Source organism: Streptomyces sp. NBC_01276 (assembly GCF_041435355.1).
Lineage (GTDB): Bacteria > Actinomycetota > Actinomycetes > Streptomycetales > Streptomycetaceae > Streptomyces.
Genome location: NZ_CP108442.1, coordinates 8,129,307 through 8,152,694, shown reverse-complemented (window position 1 = coordinate 8,152,694; position 23,388 = coordinate 8,129,307). Strand labels below are relative to the sequence as shown.

The window sequence follows — 23,388 nt, the reverse complement described above, 5'->3', positions numbered from 1 at the left end:
ATCCGGCCGCTGAACCGGAGCAACACCGCCGCCCGCGTCGTGACCACCCGCAACCTTCCATGGACGTGACCCAGGCGGGAGCATTCTGGTGTCGGTGGACGGGGGTGGCAGACCATGGGGCGTAGACGGGGGTGGCAGACCATGGGGCGTAGACGGGGTGGGTGGGCCGGGTCGGCGGTGGCGGGAGCAGCCGCAGTGGTGGCGGCTGTGCTGGGGCCGGTGACCAACTACGCCAGTGACGCGGTGCCTGGCTGGGCGGCGCAGGCGTGGGTGATCTGGCCGGTGTTCGCCGTGCTGGTGGCGGTCAGCATCGGGCTGTTGCTGTGGGGCCGACATCTGGATACCGCAGCAAGGCCCCCGACGCGGCCGGCACCGGTGAGCCGACTGGCCCGGGGCCAGCAGGCTTCGTTACGCCCCCCGCATGTTCAGCGCGTGCGGGGGCGTGAGGACGAACTCGCCGTGCTGACAGGCATGCTTCGGCGGCCACAAGGCCGGTTCGCGGTGCTGTGCGCGGTCGGCGGGATGGGCAAGACAACGGTGGCCGCGCAACTGGCCGCCCAGGCCGAGGCGGCGGGCTGGCGAGTGTTTTGGGTGCGCTGGCGCGACGGTGCCGAGCTGGCGCAGCAGATGGTGCAGGCGGCGCTGGCCTGCGGCCTTCCAGAGGCAGAGCTGGAGGCCGCGCGAGCGGGGCAGGCGAGCCTGCCGGATGTGGTCTGGCGACAGTTGGGCCGGGTGCGGCAGTGGCTGCTGGTGGTGGACAACGCCGACGAGCCGCACGAGATCGGCCCGGCAGGGGAGCCGGTGGCCGACTATCGCGGCTGGATCCGTCCTTACGGCCGGGGCCTGCTGGTGGTGACCAGCCGGGATGGCAGCGAGCAGACCTGGGGTCCGTGCGCACAGCTGCTGCCACTGGCGCCGCTGCCGATGCGGCCTGCGGGGCAGGTCCTGCTGGACGCTGCTCCCGCAGCCGGCACCACCGAGCAGGCCCGAGAGCTGGCAGCGCGACTGGGCGGGCTGCCACTGGCGTTGCGCGCGGCCGGCACCTATCTGGCCGGACCCACCAGCCGCTACCGCACCTTTGCCGCCTACCGCCAGGCCCTGGAACAGGAACTGCGGTTCTTGTTGGGAGCGGCGCACCCGAATGCCTCCCATCCCCAGGTCGCCCGCGCCGTGGTGCGGCACACCTGGGAGGTTTCCTTGGATCAGCTCGCCGGGGAGGGCAACGCTTTGGCCCGCCCCGTGTTGCGACTGCTGGCCCTGCTGGCTCAGGCCCCCGTCCCACTGTCCCTGATCACCCCGGACCTGCTATCCGTCGTCACCGGACACGACGTCACCGCGGTGGCCCTGGAGGCCGCGTTCGCCGGCCTGCACCGCTACGGTCTCCTCGGCCTGCCCCACTCTCCCGGCAGCACCGGCCCGGCGTCGGGCAGCAGTGAGGGGGCGCAGACGGTGCTGCATCCCCTGATCCGAGAGATCAACGCTGTCGCCCTCGCGGCCGAGACCTCCGATCTCGCCGTGTGGCACCAGGCCCTTGCCGAGCGGCTCACCACGGCCGTGCACGAGGCCAACCAGCGCGGGCGCGCTGGTTGGCCTGCAGCCGTGCTCCTCGCCCCCCACCTGCCGCTGCTGCTCGACTATGCGGACCCGCGCACTGCCACACACCACCGCACCACTCTCAACGACCTGGCGCAGGTGCTGCAGAAGGCTGGCGCTTTCGGTGCGGCGCGCCTGCTGCATGAACGGGTCCTCGACGTCGAGACCCGCATGCTGGGCCCCGAGCACCCCGATACCTTGACCAGCCGCAACGACCTGGGCAATGCCCTGTTCGGAATGGGAGAGCCGGCCGAGGCAATAGGCCTGCTCCGGCAGACCCTGGAGGACCGCACACGAATCCTGGGCCCCGAGCACCCCGATACCTTGACCAGCCGCAATGACCTCGCATGCGCTTTGGACGGGACGGGTGAGCACGCCGAGGCGGTAGGTCTGCTGCGGCATACCCTCAACGACCGTACCCGTGTCCTGGGCCCCGAGCATCCGCATACCCTGGCCAGCCGGGACAGCCTCGGTCTCGCGCTGGACGGGATGGGCGAGCACGCACAAGCAGTGCGCATGCACCGGAGCACCCTGGACGACCGCGTCCGTGTCCTGGGCCCCGAGCACCACCTCACCCTGCTCAGCCGCCACAACCTCGCCAGCGCCCTGACCAGGGCGGGTGAGCAGACGGAAGCGATACAGCTGCTGCGGCAGGCGCTCAACGACCACGCCCGCATTCTGGGCGACGAGCATCCGCACACGCTGGCCAGCCGGGACAGCCTCGGTCTCGCGCTGGACGGGATGGGCGAGCACGCACAAGCAGTGCGCATGCACCGGCAGACCCTGGAGGACCGCACCCGCATCCTGAGCCCCGAGCACCCGGATACCCTTGCCAGTCGCCACAACCTCGCCCTCGCTTTGGCCAGTGCAGGTGAGCAGGCCCGGGCGATAGACCTGCTGCGCCGAACCCTCGATGACCGCGTCCGCATCCTGGGCGACGAGCACCCGCATACCTTGAGCACCCGCAACGCGCTGGAGACGGCGCTGGCCATGTCCACCCAACGGCCACAGAGCCGTTGGTGGCACCGGCGGCGGCGCAGGAACGTCGCAGCCGGTGGCGGTGCGAGTCGATGATGCCGGCGGTCGGCTCGGCCGCCCGTCCCTCGCTGATGCGGACCCTGCCCCGTAGCCGGTCGTGGAACGCCACATCCAGGCCCTGGCGGCGCCAGCGGCGGAAGAATGCGTAGACCCGTTCCCACGGCGGGAAGTCGGCGGGCATCGCCCGCCACTTGACGCCGTTGTCGACGACGTAACACACCGCGTCGAATATCTGCCGGTGTCAGTAGCCCTCCGGCCTTCCGCCCCGCCCTCCAGCCAGGCCGGCACCGGAAGCAGCCGCACGGCCGCCCACTCCGCGTCCGTCATGTCCGACGGATCCCGGCGCACCCGATCGGGATGATCGGCCGCGTTGCCGTACCCATGCGCGAGACAATCGCACGAGACGGCAGACGAGTTGAAACGGAAGGGCGCGGGCGCGTACAACAACGACAACAGGGCCTCCGGGAACCGCTCGGAATGGGGTCGCGTTCCTGAGCTAGCAGGAGGCCCTGCCTCCATGCACCTACTGCCGGAAGTTCACTCGACCAAGACCCCGTTCGCCCCACACGTTCCACGATCGGTCGAGACGGCTTCTGACAACCACCCAGGGGGTTGGAAATGGCTGTTCCATGGGAGCTTTTGATATCCACCGCGGGTGCTGTCACCGCCACCATCGTGGGCGTCGTTGCAGGAGGGGTCGCTGGGCGGCACAGCGAGAATCGAAAGTGGCTTCAGGAGACACAGACCTCCGCCTACGAGAGGTTCCTGCAGGCTTTCGGCGCGGTCGAGATGGAGCTGCGTGAGGCGTTCCTCGAACGGCGCAGACCTGCAGTCGCATGGGGGCCGTTCAATGCCGCGATCCAGTCGCTGAGCTTGGTGGCGAATCCCGAGGCGGCCGCAGCAGCTCTGCAGCTCTGCGATGTCATCGAGGATTTCAGCATTCTCTTCACCGGTGCTGCTCCAGGGTGAGGGCGGCCTTGCTCACCGCCGGAAGATCACTCAACCAGGACCCCTGTTCGACCTGCACGTTCCAAGATCGGTTGAGAGACGGCTTCTCACATCAAAGACAGTGACACCAGACCCCGGAACAAGCCCCGACCAGCACCAACAGACCACAGCCCCCTGTCTGCCACACCACCGTCCCAAACCCGAGAGATCGCAATCGTGCCCGTAAACCGTCCCCCGGCAGACCTACGACACCAGCTACTGAGGTTGAACTCGTGGTGTCGTGGCCCTGATCTCAGCGAAGGTGTGCCGCCACCGAAGACTGATAGCTGCGGTGTTGTCTCAACGACGCTTGATCGAGATATCCGGCTGGGAGCCTGGTGCCGTGGAAGACTTCATGGAGCAAGGACTTCGCCGCTCGATCGCTGAAGCCGACTCTCCGGCCTGGCGCGTCAGGGCAGCTGCAGGGCGACGGCTGGCGGCGGCGCCTCGGATCGAGGGCTTCGCCGATGTCCTGCACCGTCTCCTCCTGGACGCTCAGGACACCGGAGTGACTGCTGATACCGCAGCGGCTCTGTTGGCTCGGAAGGATCTGGCCGGCCTTCGTGCCGTGCTCGCGGCCCGTGCAGTGGCGGCTGACGAGGGGACGGCCGATCAGCTCGCTGCGGAACTTGACTGTGACCCACGCTGGGCGACCGGAGAGGGTGGCGACGAGCTGATCACGCAACTCCGGACGTTGACGTCGGATACTGACCCAAAGATCCGCAGCGAGGCTCTGTTGCGACTCTCGCGCATGCGCTGATCAGCCGGGTTGGCAGTGGCCAGTCATGTCGTTGCTCATCAGGGTCTGATGGTCAGGCCGGTCTCGGCGAGGCAGCCGTCTATGAGGTCGCTGCGGTACTGAATGTGCCGCAGGCCGCGTCGGATGCGCTGGATGAGGTGTTCGGGGGTGTTGAAGGCGACGTTGGAGAGCCAGCCGCGTCGCAGGAGGGACCAGATCCCTTCGACAGGGTTGAGGTCGGGTGCGTAGGGCGGCAGGTAGTAGATGGTCAGCCAGTCCCGGGCTTCGGCGAACTTCCGCAGGTCGGAAGCTTTGTGGACGTTGAGGTTGTCCCAGACGAGCACGATCGGGCCGCCGAGCTGCTGGTGCGCTGCGATCAGCAGATCTCGGTAGTCGCGCCAGGAGAAGCTCTTGCGCCCATCGCGTCGGCCGTCGTCCCGGCGCGGCCGGTAGATCAGCCGGGACCGGTGGCCGGGTTTGTAGCAGGTCAGTGCGGCGATGGATATCCGTCTGCGGGAGCGGCCTCGGACGCGCACCACCGGTGTGCGGCCTCGCTGTGACCAGGTCTTTGCCTGCGGCGGCGTCATGGAGAATCCGGCTTCGTCCTCAAAGACGAGCCAGGCTCCACGGGCCGCCGCGAGCCTTCCGCGCAGGGCCACACCTCCTTCACCCATCCGGCCACCGCGTCGTCATCCCGCTCCATCGCGCGTCGGACCGGGACCTGGCAGGACCAGCCGTTGCGGACCAGAAGCTTCCGAACGCCCTGGATCGTGTAGGTCAGGTGGAAGCGCCGGCCGATCACCGTCTTGACCCGGTCGAGCGTCCACCGCTGGTCCTCCCAGCCGTGCGCGGCCGGCCCCTTCGCCAGCTCCACCTCCAACTGTGCGAACTGCTTCTCGCTCAGTCGCGGCAGCGACGCCGGCCCCATCGACCGTAGGGCCCGTGGACCACCCTCGTTCCAGGTCCGCCGCCATCGCTGCACCGACCGGACACTTACCCGCAGGTCCTTCGCGATCATCGCGATGGCCGAACCCCGAGCGAACCGCTCGGCCGCCTGAAGCCGTAACCCCTCGCGAAACTGCTGACGTTCGGCGGTCAGCCCGCCCCCTTGTGGATACCGCATGCCCCGGTGATACCGCAGCCGACGGTCCACCGTCAGCCCTTACGACACCACGAGTTCAACCTCAGTAACAAAGCACTACTAGTGACCTGAGTCAGAGATTCGGTGGCAGTAAGCGGCGACTTTGTCGAGGATCTCGTCGGCGGTCTTCGTCCAGACGAAGGGCCGGGGCTGGTTGTTCCAGTCGGCGAGCCAGGCTCGGATGTCGCGTTCGAGGGCCTGGACGGAACGGTGGACGCCGCGCTTCAGCTTCTTCTGTGTGAGCTCGGCGAACCACCGTTCCACCAGGTTCAGCCATGAGGCACTGGTGGGTGTGAAGTGCAGGTGAAAGCGAGGGTGCGCCAGCAGCCACTTCTTGATGTCGGGTGTCTTGTGGGTCGCGTAGTTGTCGAGGATCAGGTGGACCTGAAGATCTGCCGGGACCTCCTTGTCGACCTTGGCCAGGAACTTCTTGAACTCGGCGGCCCGGTGGCGGCGGTGGAGGGAGCCGATGACCTTGCCGGTCGCGACCTCGAGGGCCGCGAAGAGGGTGGTGGTGCCGGCGCGGATGTAGTCGTGGCTTCGGCGCTCGGGAACGCCCGGCATCATCGGCAGAACTGGCTGAGACCGGTCCAGGGCCTGGATCTGCGACTTCTCGTCCACGCACAGGACCAAAGCCTTCTCCGGCGGGTCCAGATAGAGGCCGACAACATCACGGACCTTGTCGATGAACAGCGGATCCGTCGACAGCTTGAACGTCTGCGACCGGTGCGGGGCCAGTGCGAACGCCCGCCAAATCCTTGAGACGGTCGACTGCGACATCCCCGTGGCCGCGGCCATCGACCTCGTCGACCAATGCGTCGCGTTCTTCGGCGTCTCCTCCAGCGTTTTGACGATCACCCGCTCGACATCGGCGTCGGTGATCTTCCGCGGGACGCCCGGACGCGGCTCGTCGCCCAGCCCGTCCAGGCCGTGCTCGATGAAGCGCCGCCGCCAGGTGCGGACCGTGTCCGGAGCGACCCCAAGCCGCCGCGACACCTCCATCACCGAATGGCCTTCCGCGCACTCCAGCACGATCCGCGACCGCTGAGCCAAAGCCTGCGCCGTCGAACGACGACGTAACCAGCCCTCCAGCACAGCACGCTGGGCATCAGTGACCGACAACGGCGGAATCTTCGGACCAGGACGACTCATACCCAAACCAACGACAAACCTCTGACTCAGGTCACTAGGGCGTGTCCGGCGGAGCTGTTGACGACGACCCGCGCGCCGCCCGCGGCCCGCAGCGGGTAGAGCTCGCAGGCGAGGGTGAGTGCCCGAAGTGGTTGGCGGCGAGGTGGCCTTCCCAGGCCGGGCTGACGCGCCGCTCCGGGGTCGGGCTGCAGCCGCGCTGGGGCCGAGCCCGGCGGCTCGACCTGCTGATGGCCGTCGCCGAGGTCATGGCCACCGCCCGATGGCGAATCAGATGTGCAAGGACCCGATCCGGTCGGGTACGTCGTAGACGTCGGCCCGGCCGGAGTCGATGTCGCGGGTGAGGTGTACCAGCGCCTAATCGGGGGCATGGCGTGGACCGCTCAACCTGCGGCCTACATATAGGCCGCCACCAGGCCCGCTCCGAACAGCGCGTTGGCGGGCCGGGAAGAGGGCGGAGGCGGAAGACAGCATCAAGGCGGCGGCGCGCCAGTCGTTGTCGACGACGGCGCCGATCGAGGAGGTCTTCTGGCGGGCGGTGGCGGACTGCGCCCACGACTACCAGGACTCCGTCCCCGCCCTGGTGGACCGCTTCGCCCGCTACGGCCTCTTCGCACCCGAGTTCCAGCTCTACGGCCTGAACCGCCTCCAGCTGCGCAGCAACAAGCAGGTGGTCGACCTGACCGACCCGTCCACGGCCCTCCAGCTGATCGACGGCGCTGACGGCCTCGCGCCGGCGCGGATGCGACTTCGACACGGTCCCTCGAAGCCACACCCGCCCTGTCCGGCCCCTCGCGCCAGCCTTCACCGTCGCGGCGTCGTGGTCGGGTCAGTTGATGGATTCGCCGTCGTGACTGCCGCCCGCGCAGATCCACCGGCCGGACCCGGGGTCGTACTGCACCGTTCCATGGGCGTGTCGGCAGCCCGGCTCGTCGATACCGGGTGCGGCAGCCTGCACGGCGGGCGCCACGGCACCGAGAGCGGCCAGGATCGCGGCGGCTATGAAAGTGAGAAGTCGTGTACGCATGGGAGTTCCTCTGGAAACGAGCGACACCAACACGTCATGACCAGCTTCACCCAGGACAGTGTCATGCGCACCCTGGCGTGTGGCCCCCCTGTATGTGAGGGCGCAGACCTGCTCCAGAGGCGCCGTCCGCGAACAGGCGCCAGGCTGGTGTTATGGCGAACATGCCCGAGGTAACCGTAGGGCCGCCTGATGACCTTGGCTGGCGCAAAGTCTCGCTCAACGGCAAGTGCACGGGCAAGGCGCGGTCTCCCGGGGAACTCCGAAGAATTCTGCAACGTGCCGGGCTGCCACCCGGGCACCCTGTCCACTGGCTCGGCGGAGACAGCCTCGTCTGGCCGGATAAAACGGCACAGCGGCGAATAGTGGGCAGCCTCATGTCCATCGGCTTCCTGTTGACCGCTGGACTGCTCCTCAGGGTCGGCTGGATGGACAGCCAGCGCGCCCTGACCTTCGGCGAGCGACTCGCCGGATATTCCGTACTGGCTGCAGGGCTGGTGGAGCTGATCGCCGCATTGGCCACCCTCGATTACTGGCACCAACGGAAGCTAACCTATTCAGGGCCCCTCGTTCTGGTGGGGGTCGGGATCGTCTTCCTCTGCAGCTCCTCGCTCCTTCTCCTGCAGATCGGCGACCGCTTTACCGTCTGCACCGTGGTCGGGATCTGCTTCCTCATAGGATCCATCTTGGCCGGGATTGAACTCATCAAGTCCCGGGCATGGAAGGGACTCCGCAATCCCCGGCGAATAGCGATCGGCGCGATCGTCCCTACCCTGATCGCCGGTATCAACCTGGCGTATACGCAGCTCTATGTACCCACCGTAACAGCTCCGCTGATCATGAGTGGCGCCGAATTCAGGGAGGCAAGCCTGGACAGCGCCAGGTCGGTACTGCGCGTGACGGTCCATGCTTACGTGAAGAATAACGGCAGCATTCCTGTCTACATTCTGGGCAGTATCTACTGGGTCCATGGTGGGCCCGCGAACGACATCGCGCAGGTCAGAAATCCCAGTGATAAATTCAAATTGATCTACGACGGCGAATTCGTCACACCGGCGGGCCGCGAACTGGATCCGGGGGAAGAAATATCACAGGACTCGGTGGTCGACATCAAGAATCCCGATAAACTCGATTACGAGACGCTCAGGGCCCAGACCGAGGTGTACGCGATCAGGAGAGACAGGATGACACTGCCTCTCGAGTACGGGCAATCCCGAAGCTCCGTCGAGGTGCTCAAGAGGGAAGGCAAATGGAGCCCCGGGGAACCCAAGAATGCAAAGTACAGAGATGAGTCCAAAATCTCGAACAGCAGCGAGATCCTCAACATCACCCGAGGCCCGCAGTACATACGCGCGTGGAGGCTGTACTTCGGCAACTGGTCGCGCATAGACGTGGCCATATCGCCGCCGGGCAGCAGAATCACCCTCGACTCTCATGACCGCCACTACAGGCAGCGCCTCATCGACCGGTACGGCCTCTCGATGGCACGTGGCTCCATGGACCAGACACCCTTCAAGATGCTCCTGGAAAAGGCCCGCTCCGCCGAGGGGCACCCGAGCCAGGAGCAGTCAGGGCAGTGACTGCTCCGTCAGGCCGGTGAGCGGTGTTCCTCCCGACCGGGACCAACGGAAGCGAGGGGAGTGAAGCCCGGCATGCCGCAGGGCTGCGCCGGGCCGAGCCGGTGGCGGGGTATCAGGAGCTTCGGCGGCTCGTCGTCGTAGTCCTCCAAGGGGGGAGGTTACGGGCACCAGGTGGTGTCCGCCCAGAACGCGCTGGACGCGCTGGACGGGGACGTCGACGCCGTGCGCCGGGCGCTAGCTGGACCAGGCGATCCGTGTCGTCCAGCGCAGCGGCCATGGCCTCTGCGAAGGCGGGATCGTTGTCCCTGCCCCCGGCAACCGTGGCAGGCCGTCTTCCGTACCACTGGTCCGGATCGGTCATCAGTCGCAGCAGCGCCGTGCGTGTGTCGCCGGAAAAGGTCGGCGGCGAGGACCGCCAGTCGCTGATGAACCCCTGCGCCACTGCACGCCGTACTCGGGCATCGGGATGACCAGCGTGGCGCAGAAGGGTCGCCTCCGCACGGGGTCGATGTGTTCTCCAAGAGCGACCAGCACCTCGGTGAGCACAGAGAGGTCCGTCTCCTCGGCCGACCAGTCGGTGAACATGTCCAGAGCGGGACCAGCGAACGCGTCCTCGTCGCTGTCGTCGGACAGATGGGTCAGCCGGAGCACCTCGGCACCGAACAATCGGCGAAATGGTCCTGGTTCGTGCGCAGCGCTGCGGCAGCTTTCCTGCTGGCTGGTCGCGACGACCAGCCAGCAGGATGGCGACACTGCTCCATGTCGTGTGGCTCTCCTGGCCGGCGTGGGCCCACGCGCGGTCCATCAGCTCCCCTCGACGAGGTCCGGACCCCGAGCGGTTCCTCGACGTACGTGAGGATCGGGGAGGAGGTCCTCCTGCCTGCTCTGGCCGGGATCCGCACCGTACTGGAGCACCAGGCGGTCCAGTCGGTGGCGGCGTGACGGCGCGACGGCGCCACTGGACGGCCGTGATCGAGCACCAAGGCGGTGGTCCGGGCGGCACGGTTGGGGATGTGACAGGCGGCCAGGCGTCGGCTGAGGGCAGCGGCGGAGACCTGGACGTCTGGCAGGTGGCACTCGTGTTCGCGGCCCAGCCCTGGGGAGCGGGGCGGTCGGCAAGGGTGGTGGGCAGCGGGATCGGGGTCCTGCCCAGAAGAGGAACGTCGTCCCGTCTCCGGTGGTCAGGGCGGTGGTGGGTAGGGCAGCGATCCGGGTGAGGTGTTGGCCGAACAGCAGGAGGATCGCGCCGGCGGCCCGAACGTCGAGGTCAAGGCGGGAGTCGGTGAGGCACTGGTGGAGGAGGTCCCAGTGGGAGTCTTCGTCCAGGCCGACCGGGTCAGCCTTCGGGCGGTGCGGCACGAGGCGGCCGCGGGCGTCGTGGCGGCGGTGGGCCCGAACCGCCTCCCGCCAGGCGTCCTGTGCTGCCGAAGGCGTTGATGTCCCGGCGAGACGGTCTCGCTCCGGTCCCGGGAGTCAGCCGCCGCGGAGGCCCCACTCGTCGAGGCCGCCGTAGATGTGTGCTTCCAGGCACTGCGGGGCGTCAAGGCCCACGGCCTCACCCCGGTACACGGCGATGAGCGAGTCCTTGCCCCGCCACCAGGTGTCGGTCACACCCTGCACTTCAGGCACCGGCGCGAATCCGCCGAGATCCAGTGACTCGACGGCCTTGCCCTTGATCCTTGTGACGGTCCCGGCCCAGCGACGGGCATGGGCGGCCAGCGCCAGGGATTCCACCCATCCGTCCGTGTTGGCATGCAGCGGCGTCCAGTGGTGGGCATCGATGCCGAACGTACCGTCGGGGCCGATCATGAATCCGTAGGCCATGGACACCCGGCAGTCCCCTGCCGGGAACGACCAGCCTTCTGCGCGCGTCCCTTCAGGGCGGCCGGCGGCCAGGATGCGCGGACCGCCCTCGTAGAACGGAGCGGGCGGCAGGGCGAGGCCGCCCCAGCGGTCCTGGAAGGCGGAGGCCCTGTCGATCTCCGCAGCGGGGATCCCGTGCCCGAGCCACGCGTCGCGGTGTCGCCGGGTGTCCTGCCGGTGTACGCGGATGCCCTCGACCTGGACGAACCTCTGGGCCCTGCGGCTGAGGCCGGCAGGCGCGAGCGGTGCCGGGTTGTCGGCAGTCACTGGTGCTCGCGGTCACCGGCGTGGAGCACGGCCGCCGCGATCTCCCGGACGCGGTGCGGGCTGATCCCCGAGCGCTGCTCGACGGCGAGGGGATGGTCGGTGGGTTCGAGTTCGACGAAGGGGCGCTCACCGACCGGGCGGGTGTGGACGTGCGTCTTCAGGTTGAGGGTGGTGGTCGGGTAGACCGGCAGGTCGGTGGTGAGCCAGCCGAAGTACGGCTTCTCGGCTTCGCGGCCGGGAGTGTCCCACAGGTCCGCGGCCCGGGAGAAGCTCTCGCGGCTGAGCGAGACCCAGACGCCCCAGGAGAACACGTCGTCGCTGCCGAGGACCGGTATCTCGATCAGGCCCTTGACGAAGTAGTGCTGCCCACGGACCACGCACTGGTCGGACGAGAGCAAGCAATCGTCGGCGTCGGCGAAGGCCGGTTCCCATACGGCGGGGGCCTCGGCCGTGTAGTTCATCGGCAGCTCAGGGTGGTGGGCTCCGCAGCACGCGCAGGTGAACCCGAGATCACTGGTCATAGGGCTGAAGCCTAGTGATGGGCTCCGGTACCGCCTCCGGCGGGAGCCCCGCCCGCCGCCTTGCAGGGCCAGTCATCGCGCCCGGGGTGCCAACAACCGAGCTTCCACACCGTCCGAACCGTCACCCCGGCAGCCTCGGCCATCACCCCCACGTGCAGCGACGACACCGCCCCCGGCCCCTGGTCCACCGCCACAACCGACGCACCACCACACCCCGCGCCAACCGGCCGCCCTCCCCCATACCCACCGACACAACCCCGCCCTCGCCGGCCGCACGCAGGAATGGGCAACCCCGTCACAGCCACCCGCCCAACTGCTACCCGGCCTGTGGCAGCCACCTGGTCACCCCCCGACAGCCAACATCACAACTCACACCAGAGAAACCAGACACAACCCACCCGATCCTCGCTGACGACCGACCACTGCCACCAGGACACCCGCTCACACCGTCCTTGCGGGATCCGGGACGCCGGGAGGCGGGCGGGCCGGGAAACGGGGAGACTGGAGGAGAGCGTGACGCCTGACCGCTGCGGCCCGGACGGTCCGCGGCGGACGGTCCCGCGCAGGGGCCGGACCATCGACCTACGTCCGCGCGCGCCCCGGGGGGTGGGTGCCACGGCCCTGTCCAGGAGTCCCCATCGTGACGTTGACCCCACAGCGATCCGAACACCCTCGGCGCACGGCCCGACGGGCCGCGCTCCTGCTCGCCGCCGCGGCGCTGCCGGCGGCCCTGCTGGTGCCCGCGGCGCCCGCCGCAGCGGCGCCCGTGACCAAGACCTTCACCCCCGGCGCCAACCAGCGGTTCGTCGTCCCGGCCGGCGTCACCCGACTGACCGTCACCGCCACCGGCGGGCCGGGACGGTCGGCCATCGAGGGCGGAGCGGGCGGGACCGGCGCCGCCGTCACCGGCACCCTCACAGTGGTGCCGGGCACCACCTACTACGTCAACGTCGACACGGGCGGCGGAGCCGTCACCGGTCAGCGCCCCGGCGGCGGGGGCGGCGGTGCCAGTGACGTCCGCACCTGCAGCTCGGCACGCGCAAGCTGTGCCCTGACCGGCGTTCCCGGCACCGACCCCCGCCTCATCGTCGCCGCCGGCGGCGGGGGCGGCGGACGCGGCCCCAGCTTCATCGGATTCCCCGTCCGAGAGGCCACCGGCGGAGACGCGGGCGACATCGGGAAGCCCGGCGGTGAGCGACCGGACAGCGGCGGCGGGGGTGGCGGCGGAACCCAGACCCTCGGCGGCAAGGGCGGAGCCGCCTGCCCCGAGGGCTTCAGGGCCGGCACCGACGGCACGCCCGGTACCGGCGGCACGGGCGGTGGCGGATTCGGCGGGGGCGGTGGTGGCGGCGGCTGGCACGGCGGCGGCGGAGGCGGCGGCTGCTTCCTGGTCAACGGCAACGGCACCGCCGGGCCCGGCGGCGGCGGTGGCGGGTCGAACCTCGTCCCGGCGGGCGGCACTTCCGGCCCCGCCACCGGATCGGCGCACGTGTCCATCACCTACGGTTCCTGAACCGTCGTCCGTGCGGTGCACAGTACAGGTTTCGTAGCAACGCCCGACGAGGGCAAACGCCACCCCGTATGGAGCAGCAGGGCATCGGTGCCGGACCGGAACCGCGTCAAGCAGCTTTCGCAAGGCCCGGACAGAACGCTGCCGCTGGCCGCCCTTCTGCCGGTCGTGCGCGGCTCACCGCGATCGACAGGGACTGGAACTGCCCCTGGCCACTCGACCGGCAACGCCACTACCGCGTTCTGGCCGACCTGGCCGACACCGTAGCCGACGGCGTCCTGCCCGACGTCGCACCCGGCGTAATCGTGGACGGCGACGACATCGGACTATGGCTCCAGCAGCAGAAACAGCCGGCCGCCTGGGCCCGGCTCCTGCCCGAACAGCAGGACCGGCGTGTCCAGCACGACGAAGCCCGGGTGTACCGCTTCCGTACAGCCGCCGTACCGCCCGGCGCCATCGCCGCCCCAGAGCCCCGGGGCCATCAGGTGTCGCCGGTGCCCGGGACGTACCGCAGGCCGCCGTTGCTGTACAGCAGCTGACCGTTGATCCAGCCGCCCTCGGACGAGCAGAGGAAGGCCACGCGGTGGGCGCACTCGCGCGGTGTGCCCAGTCGGCCCAGGGGGGGTGGCCTGCGCGAGCGTCTCCCGGGCGCGATCGGTCATCCAGCCGGTGTCGACCCTGCCGGGGTTGACGGCGCCGGCCGTCACGCCGAGCGGGGCCAGTTCCCGGGCAGCGGCCAGCGTGATCCGGTCCAGGGCGCCCTTGCTCGCTCCGTACGGCAGGTTCCCGATAGTGGGTGTTCCGCCAGGCTGGTACTTCGAAACGGCCTGAGGATGCGTTGGGTGATGCGGACCGACTTGAGGGTGGAGGGCCGCCCGAACCGAGGCCCGGCTGAAGATCGCTACCTGGACCACCGGCTTCTGCAACCCGCGCCGCCGCCGGCCTGGTAGCCATCGAGTTCGAACGAACCATCAGCGAACCGCGCGTCAAGAGCCGTCACGAGGCTCGGGCCGCATCAGGAGGGCCTCTACGAAACCCGGGGATCGACAGTCAGCGGGCGATCGAGATCGCGAAGGGCGTGAATCCGCTGGAGCGGATGACGTGCGGTACGAAGAGGATCGCGGCCTCCGTGGCGCGGGCGGTCTGGATCCCGCCGAGATCGTTGATCCACTCCTTGCGCCAGCCGAGGTCGGTGAGCAGTTCGCGGACGGTCTGCTTGGCCTGCGGGTCCTCGCCGGAGAGGAACACGGTGGGAGGCTGGGTGAGCGTGGCCGGCGCGGTCATCACCGGGAAGAGCATGGTGTTGAGTGTCTTGACGACGTGCGTCTCGGGGAGCGCTTCCTGGAGTTGTTCGGCGAGGCTCGAGCCGGGGTAGAGCAGGTCGGCGGGCAGGCCGTCCGGTCCGTCGGTGGTGGCGTTGGAGACGTCGACGAGGATCTTGTCCCGCAGTTCTTCGCGCAGGGCGGTGAGCCGGTCCAGGGAGCCGGCGCCCGGGGTGGCGTTGATGACGATCCGGGCTGTCCGGGCGGCGTTGGCGGCGGCGCCCGGCGTGCGATCTGCCACGGTCACCTCGTGCCCGGCCCGGGTGAGGGCTGCGGCCAGGTTGCCGCCGACGCGGCCGTTTCCGAGTACTGCGATCTTGTTCATGCTGATGTGGTCCTCGTCTGTTTTCTTTTTTCCGGTTCTTGCAGATGGTCAACGGGAGAGCGTGGTGACGGCTTCGGCATGGATACCGGGCGCGGCGGCCAGGAAGCTCTCGCTCTGCGGGGTCCAGGGACGGCCCTCGGCGTCGGAGATCCGTCCGCCGGCCTCGGTGACCAGGAGCGCCCCGGGCAGCAGGTCCGCGCGGGCACCGGCGAACTGCCAGAAGGCGTCGATCCGGCCGGCGGCCACGTTCGTCAGGTGCAGGGTCGCGGGCACGGACGTGCGGACGACGAGCGCGTCGAAGAGCATCGCGGTGATCGAGGAGCCGACGCGCCGCACGACCTTCTCGTCCTCGTCCGGCCGGGCCTGGCTGGTGGCCACGATGCTCAGGCCGAGGTCCGCGGTCTCGGAGACGCGCAGCGGCCGACCGTCGAGGTGGGCGCCCGCGCCGGTGAGCGCGGTGTAGGTCTCGCCGGTCAACGGCAGGTGGACCACGGTGAGCACCGGCTGGTTCTCGCGCACGAGGGTGGCGGTGACCGCCCACTCCGGCAGGGCGTGCAGGTGGTTGACGTTGCCCTCGGCCGGATCCACGACCCACCACTCGCCGGGCGGCAGCGCCCCTCCGTCCAGCTCGTCCTCCACCCAGCCGGCGTCGGGGCGAAGGCGCGTGAGGCGGGGGCGCAGTATGCCGAGGGCCGTGTCGTCGTTGGCGGCGAGCGCGCGCATCAGCTCTTCGCGGTTCTGGTAGCGGACCACCTCGCCGAACCGCTCGCGGAGCGCCGAACCGGCCGCCTGCACCGCGACCGAGGTCTGGTCGAGCAGGTCGGCGTCGGAGATGGTGAGGTCAGTGGTCTGAAGCGTTCCGGACATGGTGGTACTCCCGTCTGAGCAAGGGGTGATGAAGGGGATTCCGGGCCAGGCCGTGCGTTCCGTCCTGCGCCGTGGTGACGACGCTATACACCCCCTGCCTTAACATCAAATGCATGTCAAGCACGTCTGGGATTACTCCCATGCAACTGGATTTGAACCTGCTCACCGCGCTCGACGCGCTGCTGGAGGAGGGCAGCGTGGCCGGGGCGGCCGCACGCCTGCACGTCACCGCCCCCGCGATGAGCCGGAGTCTGGGCCGGATCCGGCGCACGACCGGGGACCAGATCCTGGTGCGCACCGGCCGCACCATGACCCCGACGCCCTATGCGATCGCGGTCCGGGAACAGGTGCACGAGCTGCTGCACCAGGTCCGGGGTGTGCTGGCACCGAGCCGTGAACTCGATCCGGCAACGCTGGAACGCACCTTCACACTCCGCTGGCACGATTCCCTGGTCGCCCTGAGCGGTCCCGCACTGCTCGCGGCCGTACGCGGACAGGCGCCGGGCGTGCGACTGCGCTTCGTCGCGGAATCGAGCACCGACACCCCAGAGTTGCGGCGCGGGGAGGTCGACCTGGAGGCGAACGCCAACCGCCCGAGCGCGCCAGACATCCGCGCCGAGCACGTGGGCGAAACCCGCCTCGTCATCGTCGTGCGGCAAGGACACCCCCTTACCCGCGTCAAAACCGTCACCGCACAGCAGTACGCCGCCGCTGAGCACGTCACCGTCTCGCGGCGCGGAAACCTCAGCAACGCCCTGGACGAGGCCCTCGTGCCGCTCGGCCTCACCCGCCGCGTGGTGGCGGCCGCCCCCACGGAAGCAGCCGCGCTGGAGTTCGCGCGCGGCACCGACCTCCTGATCAGCGTCCCCGAAATCACCACACGCACCGCGGCCGCCGACCTCGGCCTGGCCGTACTCCCCCTGCCGCTCGAACTCCCCTCGGCACCGGTGTACCTGTCCTGGCACCAGCGCTACGACACCGACCACGCCCACACCTGGCTGCGCGCACTGGCGCGAACCGCACTGACCGCATGCGGAGCGTCATAGTCGATCTCGCTCACTCGGTCGACTCCTGGCCGATGAGCAGGTCGAGCAGGCCGGCGGGGCGTTGTCGCCGAAGACGCGTGCGGCGAGTTCAGACGCCCGTCCGAGAATTCTGCCGCGACCTGGGCCGCCGCCGTCTCGGGACTGGCGAGGATGGCGGCGCTCGATTCCTGCGGTTCGTTGAGCGCGACGTAGGTGTGGAGAACGGCGTCGGCCTCTCGATGGCCAAGTCCTCTTGCCGACTGCGACGGCAAACAGGGAACCGTCGCCGGCGGCCTCGGCCGTTGCGGGGTGGCGTTGGTCGGCGTCGTACAGGTAGGTCTCGATGGACGACGTGCCGACGTATTCGGGCTTCGCGTCGGAGAGCAGCGGCCGGATCCTCGACCAGGCGCCGTCCGCGCCGACGAGGAGGCCGGTCCTCACGGTTGGCCTGTCGGCGAAGGTCACCTCATGCCTTACGTCTCCGCGGGGGCGGACACTGGTGACCTTGTGCCCCCACTGGATCATCTCGTCGGGCAGCGGGTTGAGCAGTATCCGACGCAGGTCTCCGCTCGAAGCGCTCGCCGGGCTCGGGGTGGAATGGGCGCTAAGACTCCGCGAGGCCGCGGAGAACCTAAATGCGTCGACAGCACCCCTCGGCACCCGGCACAGTGGCCACCCGTGACGAGCAGTGAACTGTGGACCCGTGCGACCGCCGGCCGCTACGACGCCGAGGAGGCCGAAGCGTCCTCGGCCGCCGTTCTCGGACCGACCCTCGCCTTCCTGGCCGAGCTCGCCGGAGACGGCCGGGCGCTGGAGTTCGCCATCGGAACCGGACGGGTGGGAGTCCCGCTCCGGGAACGCGGCGTGCCGGTGGTGGGCGTCGAACTGTCCGAGCACATGGCAGCGGTGCTGCGGCGCAAGGTCGACGAGGGCACCCTCCCGGTAGTCATCGGGGATATGGCCACCACCGTCGTTCCCGGTGGGTTCACCCTGGTCTATCTCGTCTACAACACCATCACGAACCTGCTCACGCAGGACGAGCAGGTCGAGTGCTTCCACAACGCCGCACGGCATCTGGAGCCCGGCGGCCGCTTCGTCATCGAGCTGGGTGTGCCGCCGCTGCGGCTCCTGCCGCCCGGCCAGGTCGCGGTGCCGTTCGACGTCTCTCAGCAGCATCTCGGCTTCGACACCTTCGACCTGGTCGAGCAGATGCTCGTCTCGCACCACTTCACCCGCGACGGCGACGACGGCCACTACCGCCGCGAGAACTCCCGGCACCGGTACGCCTGGCCGGCCGAGCTCGACCTGATGGCGCGGATCGCTGGGCTCGAACTGGAGCGTCGCGTTGCGGACTGGGACGGGTCCCCATTCACCCAGGACTCCGCGAAGCACGTCTCCGTGTGGCGCAAGCCGGCCTGAGGTCGGCCACCGGGCCATAGACGTCGGCGGCCGTGCCTGTCTTGAACTTCTACCGGGAGTTCAGGCGGCCCCAGCAGATCAGTGCGCATCCGAGGGCGAGGAAGGCTTCGTGGATGTCGTCGCGGATCTCCCAGCGGATCCGCAGGCGGCGGGACCAGTGCGGGTGGGCGAGTGCTCGCTCCACGACCCAGCGTTGCGTGCCCAGGCCCGAGCCGTGCTCGGTGCCCCGGCGGGCGATCAGCGGCTTCACGCCGAGATCCCGGACGAGGCGACAGTCCAGGGCGTTCACGCTGCGAAGCTTGGCCAGAAGGACCTCGTGCAGCCGGGGCCAGACTCCGGCCTCGGTCCACTCGGCCAGGCGGCGCCAGCAGGTCATGCCCGAGCCCCTTCGTCCTTCTCGGCGTTGGTGCGGCGATTCCCATTCGTACGCTGAACGCAAGCGCTCCCAGCCTGTCAGGGCATAGGATTTCACCTCCGTGCTCATGACACGCGACTATCGAAGGGAACCCGGGGTGGGGGACTTATCGAGCGCAGCGGACGTTCAGCCCCTGGAAGAGGGTGATCCGGTCAGGCTCGGCCGCTTCCCGTTGATCGGTCGGCTCGCAGCCGGGGGCATGGGTCGGGTCTACCTGGGCAGATCACTTACTGACGGCGTGCTGGTGGCCATCAAGTCTCCGCTGGCGGAGGCCGGAATCAGCACCGTGGACCGCAGACGCTTCGCGCGTGAGGTGAAGGTGGCCCGGCGGGCGGAAGGCTCGCGTACCGCGCGGGTACTGGGAGCGGATGCCGAAGCCGAGTGGCCGTGGCTCGCCTTCGAATACATTCCGGCGCCCTCGTTGGCGGAGCTCGTCATGAAGGCCGGGATCCTGGCCGGCCCTGCGGCCCGGTGGGTGACGCGTGGCGCTGTGGAAGCGGTCTGTGAGCTCCATCGGCACGGCATTGTGCATCGGGACGTGAAGCCCCAGAATCTGCTGCTGCCCCTGAGCGGTCCGCGGCTGATCGACTTCGGCATCTCCCACGCAGCCGATCTGACACGTACGCAACTGACGTTGGGCACGGTGGCCTTCACCTCTCCGGAGCAGGCACGTGGTGAACCTTCGACAGCAGCGTCGGACATCTACTCACTGGGTGCGACGCTCTTCCACCTTCTCGTCGGCCGCCCCCCTTACCCGGCCGGTATGGAGATGCCGGCACTGCTGAGGTATGTGGCGGAGGCGGATGTCGACCTGACGGGGCTGCCCGGTGAACTCGCACCGCTGGTAAGGGACTGCCTCGCGTTGCGACCCGGCGACCGGCCGGCGGCCGAGGAGCTGGTGAACACCCTCACGGCCGAGCTGGCCGAAATGCCCACCCTGGCAAGTGGTGAAGGCTGGCTGCCCAGTTCGTGGAACGTGATCATCGAAGCGTACGCGCGCCAGGGCCGCGAGCTCGCAGTCGATCCCCGGGCGGCCCTCCGTGCAGCCGACGCCTCGCCCGAGCGGCTCGCGAGGTCGGGAGGAAACCTGCCACCCCCGCCCGGCGCGGCAGCGCCTGCCGCGGAGGCCGCCCCGGTCCCGACGGCACACCTGACCACCGCCCCCGAGGATGAGAGGCCGCAACCCGACAAGCGCCTCGCAGGGGCGCGGAGCCGGGGTGAGAGTGTCTTCGTGCGGTCCGTACAAGGGCTGATGGCTACCGCGCTGTTGTTGCTCGGCGGCGTATTGGCCTACGGCTATTACCAGAACCGGCAGGCCGAACAGCCCGGGCCGATCGACCGGGCGTTCGCCGGGATCAAGGCCGGCGACTGCACCCTGACCGGCCTCGATCCTGCGGGCCGGTGGCTCGCCCCCTCACCCGAGATTACGGATTGCGGCGCTCCCGGTGCGCGCTGGCGCGTCATCTCCTCCAGCGACAAGGGAACAGCGGATCGCTGCGGGGCTCCCTACGCCGCGGTGTCCTGGAACCGGTCCAGTCGGGCAGGCACCGTCAGCCTTTGTCTCGAACGCATGTTTTATTCGGACGAGTGCGTGATCGGTCCTCAGCCCGACTCCGCAGTCCTCACCGAGGTCACGCCGCTGACGAACGCGCCCGTCTTCGCCACGACCGTCACGTGTTCGGATACCGCCCCGGCCGGCCTCGCCATTCTGCGCGTGCTGAAGTACGGGCTGTCCGATGCGGCCTGCCCCCCGCAAACACGGGTCCGCTACAGGTTTCCTGACCGGGGGAGGATGCTGTGCCTGACGACGGTGTGATCCTGCGGCCGCTCCACCGGGCAGACCCCGCCTCACTGGGCCCGTACCGGCTTCTCGGACGCATCGGCGCGGGCGGCATGGGGCGCGTCTACCTCGCGACCCGCAGCGGGAGCGAGGGGCTGTACGCCGTCAAGACCCTTCTGGTCGAAGGCCTGACGACCGACGTGGACCGGGCCCGGTTCGCCCGCGAAGTCAAGATCGCGAGACGGGCGGCCGGACTCCGAACGGCCCGGGTGTTCGACGCCGATCCGGACGCCCCTCTGCCTTGGCTCGCGACGGAGTACGTCGCAGCGCCTTCCCTGGGCGAGCTCGTGACACGCTGCGGCATCGCTCATCCCGCCGCCGTCGCCGACATCGTCGCCGACTGCGCCACCGCTTTGGAATCGCTGCATTCCGCCGGCGTGGTCCACCGCGACCTGAAGCCGCACAACATCCTGCTGACCTCCCAGGGGATACGGCTCATCGACTTCGGCATCTCCCATGCCACCGACGTGACCCGCACCCATGTCACGCTCGGCACCACCGCCTACATCGCTCCCGAACAGGCACGCGGTGAACCGGCCACAGCCGCGTGCGACATCTGGGCACTGGGCGCCACGCTCTGCACCCTGGCCTCCGGCAAACCCCCGTACCCCGATACCGGTGACCCGGTGCGCCTTCTGGCACTCGTGTCCCGGGCATCAGTCGATCTCACCCACGTCCCCGCCCCCGTACGTCACCTTGCAGAAGCGTGCCTGGCCGCAAACCCGGCCGACCGGCCCACCGCGGCAGCATTGCGCGCGCTGGCCGAGCGGTATGAAACCCCGCGCCGGTGGCTCCATTCGGCTGCAGCAGCGCCGCCCGACAGTTGGGCCGCGCTGATAGCCGACTACCAGGACGACGGACTGGACCTCAGGGACGAGTACGCCGCCGGTCGGCCTGCTCCCGGCACCAAGCAAACACAGCGCATCGCAGGCCTGACGCCACTTGGCTGGCGAGCCGCAGGCAGCTTGATCACCAACCTCACCGTGCTGATCGTCCTCGGGGCGGCAGGCCTGCTCACGCTCGTCACCGTCATAGCGGTTCTCGTGGTCGCTCTCTCCGCTCACTGACTTGGCGAGGCGGCTGTCAAGATCAGATCTTCACGACGAGGTGAAAGTTCACGAGACCGCGACAGAGCTTGTCTACGTCAAGCCTGGACCAGAACCTTCACATGGCAGCGATTGTTCGTCCGCCAGGGCAGCAGTTGGTGAGCTTGAGGCTCATGGTTGTTCACGCCGTATTCGCGCACGGTCATGGCTGCCGTGCGCGCTGCCGAGCTGGGGGCGCTCGGCGGTAGCAGGTCGATCACCATGTCGATCGGGCCGTCGGCCGCCGCGGACATCGCGGCGCGGTCGCCGGCCTCGTCCCCGGTGAGCGGGACCGGGCGCACGCGTGCACCGAACCTCTCGGCGAGCAGGTCGAGCGCGGCCTGGTTGCGGCCTGGGGCGATCACGCGGCCCGCCCCCATGGCGAGCGCGACCGCGACCGCACTGCTGCCGAGGTTGCCGGTGGCCCCGTTGACGAGCAGCGTCTCACCGGCTGCAAGTCCGCCGGCCGGCAGCCCGCCGTAAGGGATGACGTGCACGCCGCGCGCGGCCCAGCGGGCCGGGTCGTCCCCCGCCGCTGCGGGGAGCGGGAAAACGTTCTTCGTCGGGATCCGCATGAGCTCGGCGAACGATCCGTCGTGCAGGGACCGGGCGAGGCGCGCGCCGCCCTCGCCGCGGGAGCTCCAGCCCTGGAGGGTGATGTCGGGCGTCAGGGCGTCGTCCCGCGAGCGCACGGTCGAGTCGCACCACACCAGGTCGCCGGGGCGCAGCCGGGTGGCGTCCGGGCCCACGTGGACGACCCGTCCCACTCCGCCGATCCCGGGCACGACGGGAGGGCAGGGGGTAGTGCCGCTCGCCGCTGAAGACCTCGGCCGCGTATGGCGCCAGGCCGCCTCCCTCGAACGAAGCGCGGGCACCGCCCTGTTCGAACGCCGCCCCGACGGGGTGCGGCTCACCCCCGCGGGTTTGACTCTGCTGCGCCACGCTCGCACGATCCTGGACTGTCTGACGGCGGAGGAGCGCGACCTCACCGGCACCGTCTCGCGTACCGAACTGGTGCGGATCGGGCTGTTCCTGAGCGCGGGCGCGGCCATCCTGTCCCCCTCACTCACCCGCCTCGCGGCGACCGACCCGCAGATCACGGTCACGACTACCGAGGGCACCACGCCCTCCCTGATCCGGGCACTGCGCGCGGGCTCGATCGACCTCGCCGTGCTCACGTCCCGCCCTCCCCACCGCCCCTTGGACGGCGAGTCGCCGCGCCTGCACGTCGAAACCGTCGCCGACACCGAACTGGTCGTGGCGGTGCCTTCGACCGGAGGGTTCGCCGGCCGCACCGCGGTGCACGTCGACGAACTGGTCAACACCCCGTGGATCACCACCCCGGTGTCAAACGCCGAGCCGCTGCTCGGCGTCTGGCCCGGCCTGCCCGGACGGCCGCACATCGTCCATTGCGCGCGCGACTGGCTGACGAAGCTTCAGCTGGTCGCCGGTGGATTCGGGGTGACGACCGTGCCCTCGCGACTCTCGCCGGTGCTGCCGCCCGGGGTGAGCCTGCTGCACGTCGAAGGCGCACCTCCCGAGATCCGCCGGGTTCTCGTGGCGCGACTCCCCGGCCGCCCCGCCCCAGCGATCACGGCCGTCACCCGCGCAATCGCCTCGACGACCTGATACGTGCCGACGAGACCGTCAGACTCGGTGCCGCAGCCCGCCGAGGGCG

18 protein-coding genes and 7 pseudogenes are annotated in these 23,388 nt (G+C 69.4%); 12 read left to right on the top strand and 13 right to left on the bottom strand.

Going from position 1 to position 23,388, the window contains the following annotated elements:
- Positions 1-219 precede the first annotated feature (219 nt).
- The 3 genes from fxsT to OG295_RS36715 all read left to right on the top strand — a co-directional run bounded on the left by fxsT (position 220) and on the right by OG295_RS36715 (position 4,378).
- A complete protein-coding gene (gene fxsT / locus OG295_RS36725) occupies positions 220-2,667 on the top strand; it encodes an FxSxx-COOH system tetratricopeptide repeat protein (RefSeq protein ID WP_371680993.1) in 2,448 nt (815 codons plus the stop codon).
- 582 nt (positions 2,668-3,249) lie between these two features.
- A complete protein-coding gene (locus OG295_RS36720; RefSeq protein ID WP_371680992.1) occupies positions 3,250-3,600 on the top strand; it encodes a hypothetical protein in 351 nt (116 codons plus the stop codon).
- 361 nt (positions 3,601-3,961) lie between these two features.
- On the top strand, positions 3,962-4,378 hold the full coding sequence (locus tag OG295_RS36715) for a hypothetical protein (RefSeq protein WP_285543997.1): 417 nt from the start codon (positions 3,962-3,964) through the stop codon (positions 4,376-4,378).
- A gap of 38 nt (positions 4,379-4,416) precedes the next feature.
- Here the strand turns inward: OG295_RS36715 and OG295_RS36710 are convergent, their stop codons facing one another.
- The 4 genes and pseudogenes from OG295_RS36710 to OG295_RS36695 form a co-directional block, all read right to left on the bottom strand.
- Positions 4,417-4,944, bottom strand: coding sequence for a transposase (locus OG295_RS36710; protein WP_371680991.1), 528 nt, complete (start codon positions 4,942-4,944; stop codon positions 4,417-4,419).
- Positions 4,941-5,480: a winged helix-turn-helix domain-containing protein gene (locus OG295_RS36705; protein ID WP_371680990.1), complete on the bottom strand. Its 540-nt coding sequence runs from the start codon at positions 5,478-5,480 to the stop codon at positions 4,941-4,943. Before OG295_RS36705 ends, OG295_RS36710 begins: the two co-directional genes overlap by 4 nt.
- A gap of 78 nt (positions 5,481-5,558) precedes the next feature.
- Complete coding sequence (locus OG295_RS36700) at positions 5,559-6,650, bottom strand: IS630 family transposase (RefSeq protein WP_371678736.1); 1,092 nt, start codon at positions 6,648-6,650, stop codon at positions 5,559-5,561.
- A gap of 35 nt (positions 6,651-6,685) precedes the next feature.
- Positions 6,686-6,843, bottom strand: a pseudogene (locus tag OG295_RS36695) (oxidoreductase); the annotation flags it as partial.
- 300 nt (positions 6,844-7,143) lie between these two features.
- Between OG295_RS36695 and OG295_RS36690 the strand changes: the two are divergent.
- A pseudogene (locus tag OG295_RS36690) lies at positions 7,144-7,302 on the top strand (ferric iron reductase); the annotation flags it as partial.
- A 174-nt stretch (positions 7,303-7,476) separates the two neighbouring features.
- Here OG295_RS36690 and OG295_RS36685 read toward each other — a convergent pair.
- On the bottom strand, positions 7,477-7,674 hold the full coding sequence (locus OG295_RS36685; protein ID WP_371681433.1) for a hypothetical protein: 198 nt from the start codon (positions 7,672-7,674) through the stop codon (positions 7,477-7,479).
- 152 nt (positions 7,675-7,826) lie between these two features.
- On the opposite strand from OG295_RS36685, the gene OG295_RS36680 reads away from it, so the two are divergent.
- A complete protein-coding gene (locus tag OG295_RS36680; RefSeq protein ID WP_371680989.1) occupies positions 7,827-9,251 on the top strand; it encodes a hypothetical protein in 1,425 nt (474 codons plus the stop codon).
- 1,473 nt (positions 9,252-10,724) lie between these two features.
- Here the strand turns inward: OG295_RS36680 and OG295_RS36675 are convergent.
- Entirely contained in the window at positions 10,725-11,381 is a 657-nt protein-coding gene (locus tag OG295_RS36675) for a hypothetical protein (RefSeq protein WP_371680988.1), read from the bottom strand.
- A complete protein-coding gene (locus OG295_RS36670; protein ID WP_371681419.1) occupies positions 11,378-11,842 on the bottom strand; it encodes a DUF2199 domain-containing protein in 465 nt (154 codons plus the stop codon). The genes OG295_RS36675 and OG295_RS36670 overlap by 4 nt, the downstream gene beginning before the upstream one ends.
- A gap of 700 nt (positions 11,843-12,542) precedes the next feature.
- On the opposite strand from OG295_RS36670, the gene OG295_RS36665 reads away from it, so the two are divergent.
- Both OG295_RS36665 and OG295_RS36660 read left to right on the top strand, forming a co-directional pair.
- On the top strand, positions 12,543-13,415 hold the full coding sequence (locus OG295_RS36665) for a hypothetical protein (protein WP_371680987.1): 873 nt from the start codon (positions 12,543-12,545) through the stop codon (positions 13,413-13,415).
- A gap of 167 nt (positions 13,416-13,582) precedes the next feature.
- Positions 13,583-13,804, top strand: a pseudogene (locus OG295_RS36660) (helicase); the annotation flags it as partial.
- An 89-nt stretch (positions 13,805-13,893) separates the two neighbouring features.
- Here the strand turns inward: OG295_RS36660 and OG295_RS36655 are convergent.
- The 3 genes and pseudogenes from OG295_RS36655 to OG295_RS36645 all read right to left on the bottom strand — a co-directional run.
- Positions 13,894-14,206: pseudogene (locus tag OG295_RS36655) on the bottom strand (SDR family oxidoreductase); the annotation flags it as partial.
- Between the two features lie 256 nt (positions 14,207-14,462).
- A complete protein-coding gene (locus OG295_RS36650; protein WP_371680985.1) occupies positions 14,463-15,059 on the bottom strand; it encodes an NADPH-dependent F420 reductase in 597 nt (198 codons plus the stop codon).
- 48 nt (positions 15,060-15,107) lie between these two features.
- Positions 15,108-15,926: a 3'(2'),5'-bisphosphate nucleotidase CysQ gene (locus OG295_RS36645; RefSeq protein WP_371680984.1), complete on the bottom strand. Its 819-nt coding sequence runs from the start codon at positions 15,924-15,926 to the stop codon at positions 15,108-15,110.
- Positions 15,927-16,066: 140 nt separating this feature from the next.
- Here OG295_RS36645 and OG295_RS36640 point away from each other — a divergent pair, with 140 nt between their 5' ends.
- Together OG295_RS36640 and OG295_RS36635 are read left to right on the top strand one after the other, a co-directional pair.
- The gene (locus OG295_RS36640; protein WP_371680983.1) at positions 16,067-16,972 is read left to right on the top strand and encodes a LysR family transcriptional regulator; all 906 of its coding nucleotides are present in this window, start codon (positions 16,067-16,069) and stop codon (positions 16,970-16,972) included.
- Positions 16,973-17,629: 657 nt separating this feature from the next.
- Positions 17,630-18,370 carry a class I SAM-dependent methyltransferase gene (locus tag OG295_RS36635; protein ID WP_371680982.1) on the top strand — a complete coding sequence of 247 codons (741 nt, stop codon included), beginning with the start codon at positions 17,630-17,632 and terminating at the stop codon, positions 18,368-18,370.
- Positions 18,371-18,419: 49 nt separating this feature from the next.
- Here the strand turns inward: OG295_RS36635 and OG295_RS36630 are convergent.
- Positions 18,420-18,641 (bottom strand): annotated as a pseudogene (locus OG295_RS36630) (IS5/IS1182 family transposase); the annotation flags it as partial.
- Positions 18,642-18,665: 24 nt separating this feature from the next.
- A pseudogene (locus tag OG295_RS36625) lies at positions 18,666-18,755 on the bottom strand (IS5/IS1182 family transposase); the annotation flags it as partial.
- A 97-nt stretch (positions 18,756-18,852) separates the two neighbouring features.
- On the opposite strand from OG295_RS36625, the gene OG295_RS36620 reads away from it, so the two are divergent.
- Positions 18,853-20,601, top strand: coding sequence for a serine/threonine protein kinase (locus tag OG295_RS36620; protein WP_371681418.1), 1,749 nt, complete (start codon positions 18,853-18,855; stop codon positions 20,599-20,601).
- Entirely contained in the window at positions 20,583-21,692 is a 1,110-nt protein-coding gene (locus tag OG295_RS36615; RefSeq protein WP_371680981.1) for a serine/threonine-protein kinase, read from the top strand. Before OG295_RS36620 ends, OG295_RS36615 begins: the two co-directional genes overlap by 19 nt.
- Before the next feature lie 164 nt (positions 21,693-21,856).
- Here OG295_RS36615 and OG295_RS36610 read toward each other — a convergent pair.
- Positions 21,857-22,556, bottom strand: a pseudogene (locus tag OG295_RS36610) (alcohol dehydrogenase catalytic domain-containing protein); the annotation flags it as partial.
- Between OG295_RS36610 and OG295_RS36605 the strand changes: the two are divergent.
- Positions 22,515-23,339 carry a LysR family transcriptional regulator gene (locus OG295_RS36605; RefSeq protein ID WP_371680980.1) on the top strand — a complete coding sequence of 275 codons (825 nt, stop codon included), beginning with the start codon at positions 22,515-22,517 and terminating at the stop codon, positions 23,337-23,339. The pseudogene OG295_RS36610 and the gene OG295_RS36605 overlap by 42 nt on opposite strands.
- The last annotated feature ends 49 nt before the right edge of the window (positions 23,340-23,388 follow it).

Excerpts from the sequence above, each read along its gene's own strand:
- OG295_RS36720 (WP_371680992.1), top strand. The coding sequence starts at position 3,250 with ATGGCTGTTCCATGGGAGCTTTTGATATCCACCGCGGGTGCTGTCACC.
- OG295_RS36710 (WP_371680991.1), bottom strand. The coding sequence starts at position 4,944 with ATGACGCCGCCGCAGGCAAAGACCTGGTCACAGCGAGGCCGCACACCG.
- OG295_RS36705 (WP_371680990.1), bottom strand. The coding sequence starts at position 5,480 with ATGCGGTATCCACAAGGGGGCGGGCTGACCGCCGAACGTCAGCAGTTT.
- OG295_RS36700 (WP_371678736.1), bottom strand. The coding sequence starts at position 6,650 with ATGAGTCGTCCTGGTCCGAAGATTCCGCCGTTGTCGGTCACTGATGCC.
- OG295_RS36685 (WP_371681433.1), bottom strand. The coding sequence starts at position 7,674 with ATGCGTACACGACTTCTCACTTTCATAGCCGCCGCGATCCTGGCCGCT.
- OG295_RS36680 (WP_371680989.1), top strand. The coding sequence starts at position 7,827 with ATGGCGAACATGCCCGAGGTAACCGTAGGGCCGCCTGATGACCTTGGC.
- OG295_RS36670 (WP_371681419.1), bottom strand. The coding sequence starts at position 11,842 with ATGAACTACACGGCCGAGGCCCCCGCCGTATGGGAACCGGCCTTCGCC.
- OG295_RS36650 (WP_371680985.1), bottom strand. The coding sequence starts at position 15,059 with ATGAACAAGATCGCAGTACTCGGAAACGGCCGCGTCGGCGGCAACCTG.
- OG295_RS36645 (WP_371680984.1), bottom strand. The coding sequence starts at position 15,926 with ATGTCCGGAACGCTTCAGACCACTGACCTCACCATCTCCGACGCCGAC.
- OG295_RS36640 (WP_371680983.1), top strand. The coding sequence starts at position 16,067 with ATGCAACTGGATTTGAACCTGCTCACCGCGCTCGACGCGCTGCTGGAG.
- OG295_RS36620 (WP_371681418.1), top strand. The coding sequence starts at position 18,853 with ATGACACGCGACTATCGAAGGGAACCCGGGGTGGGGGACTTATCGAGC.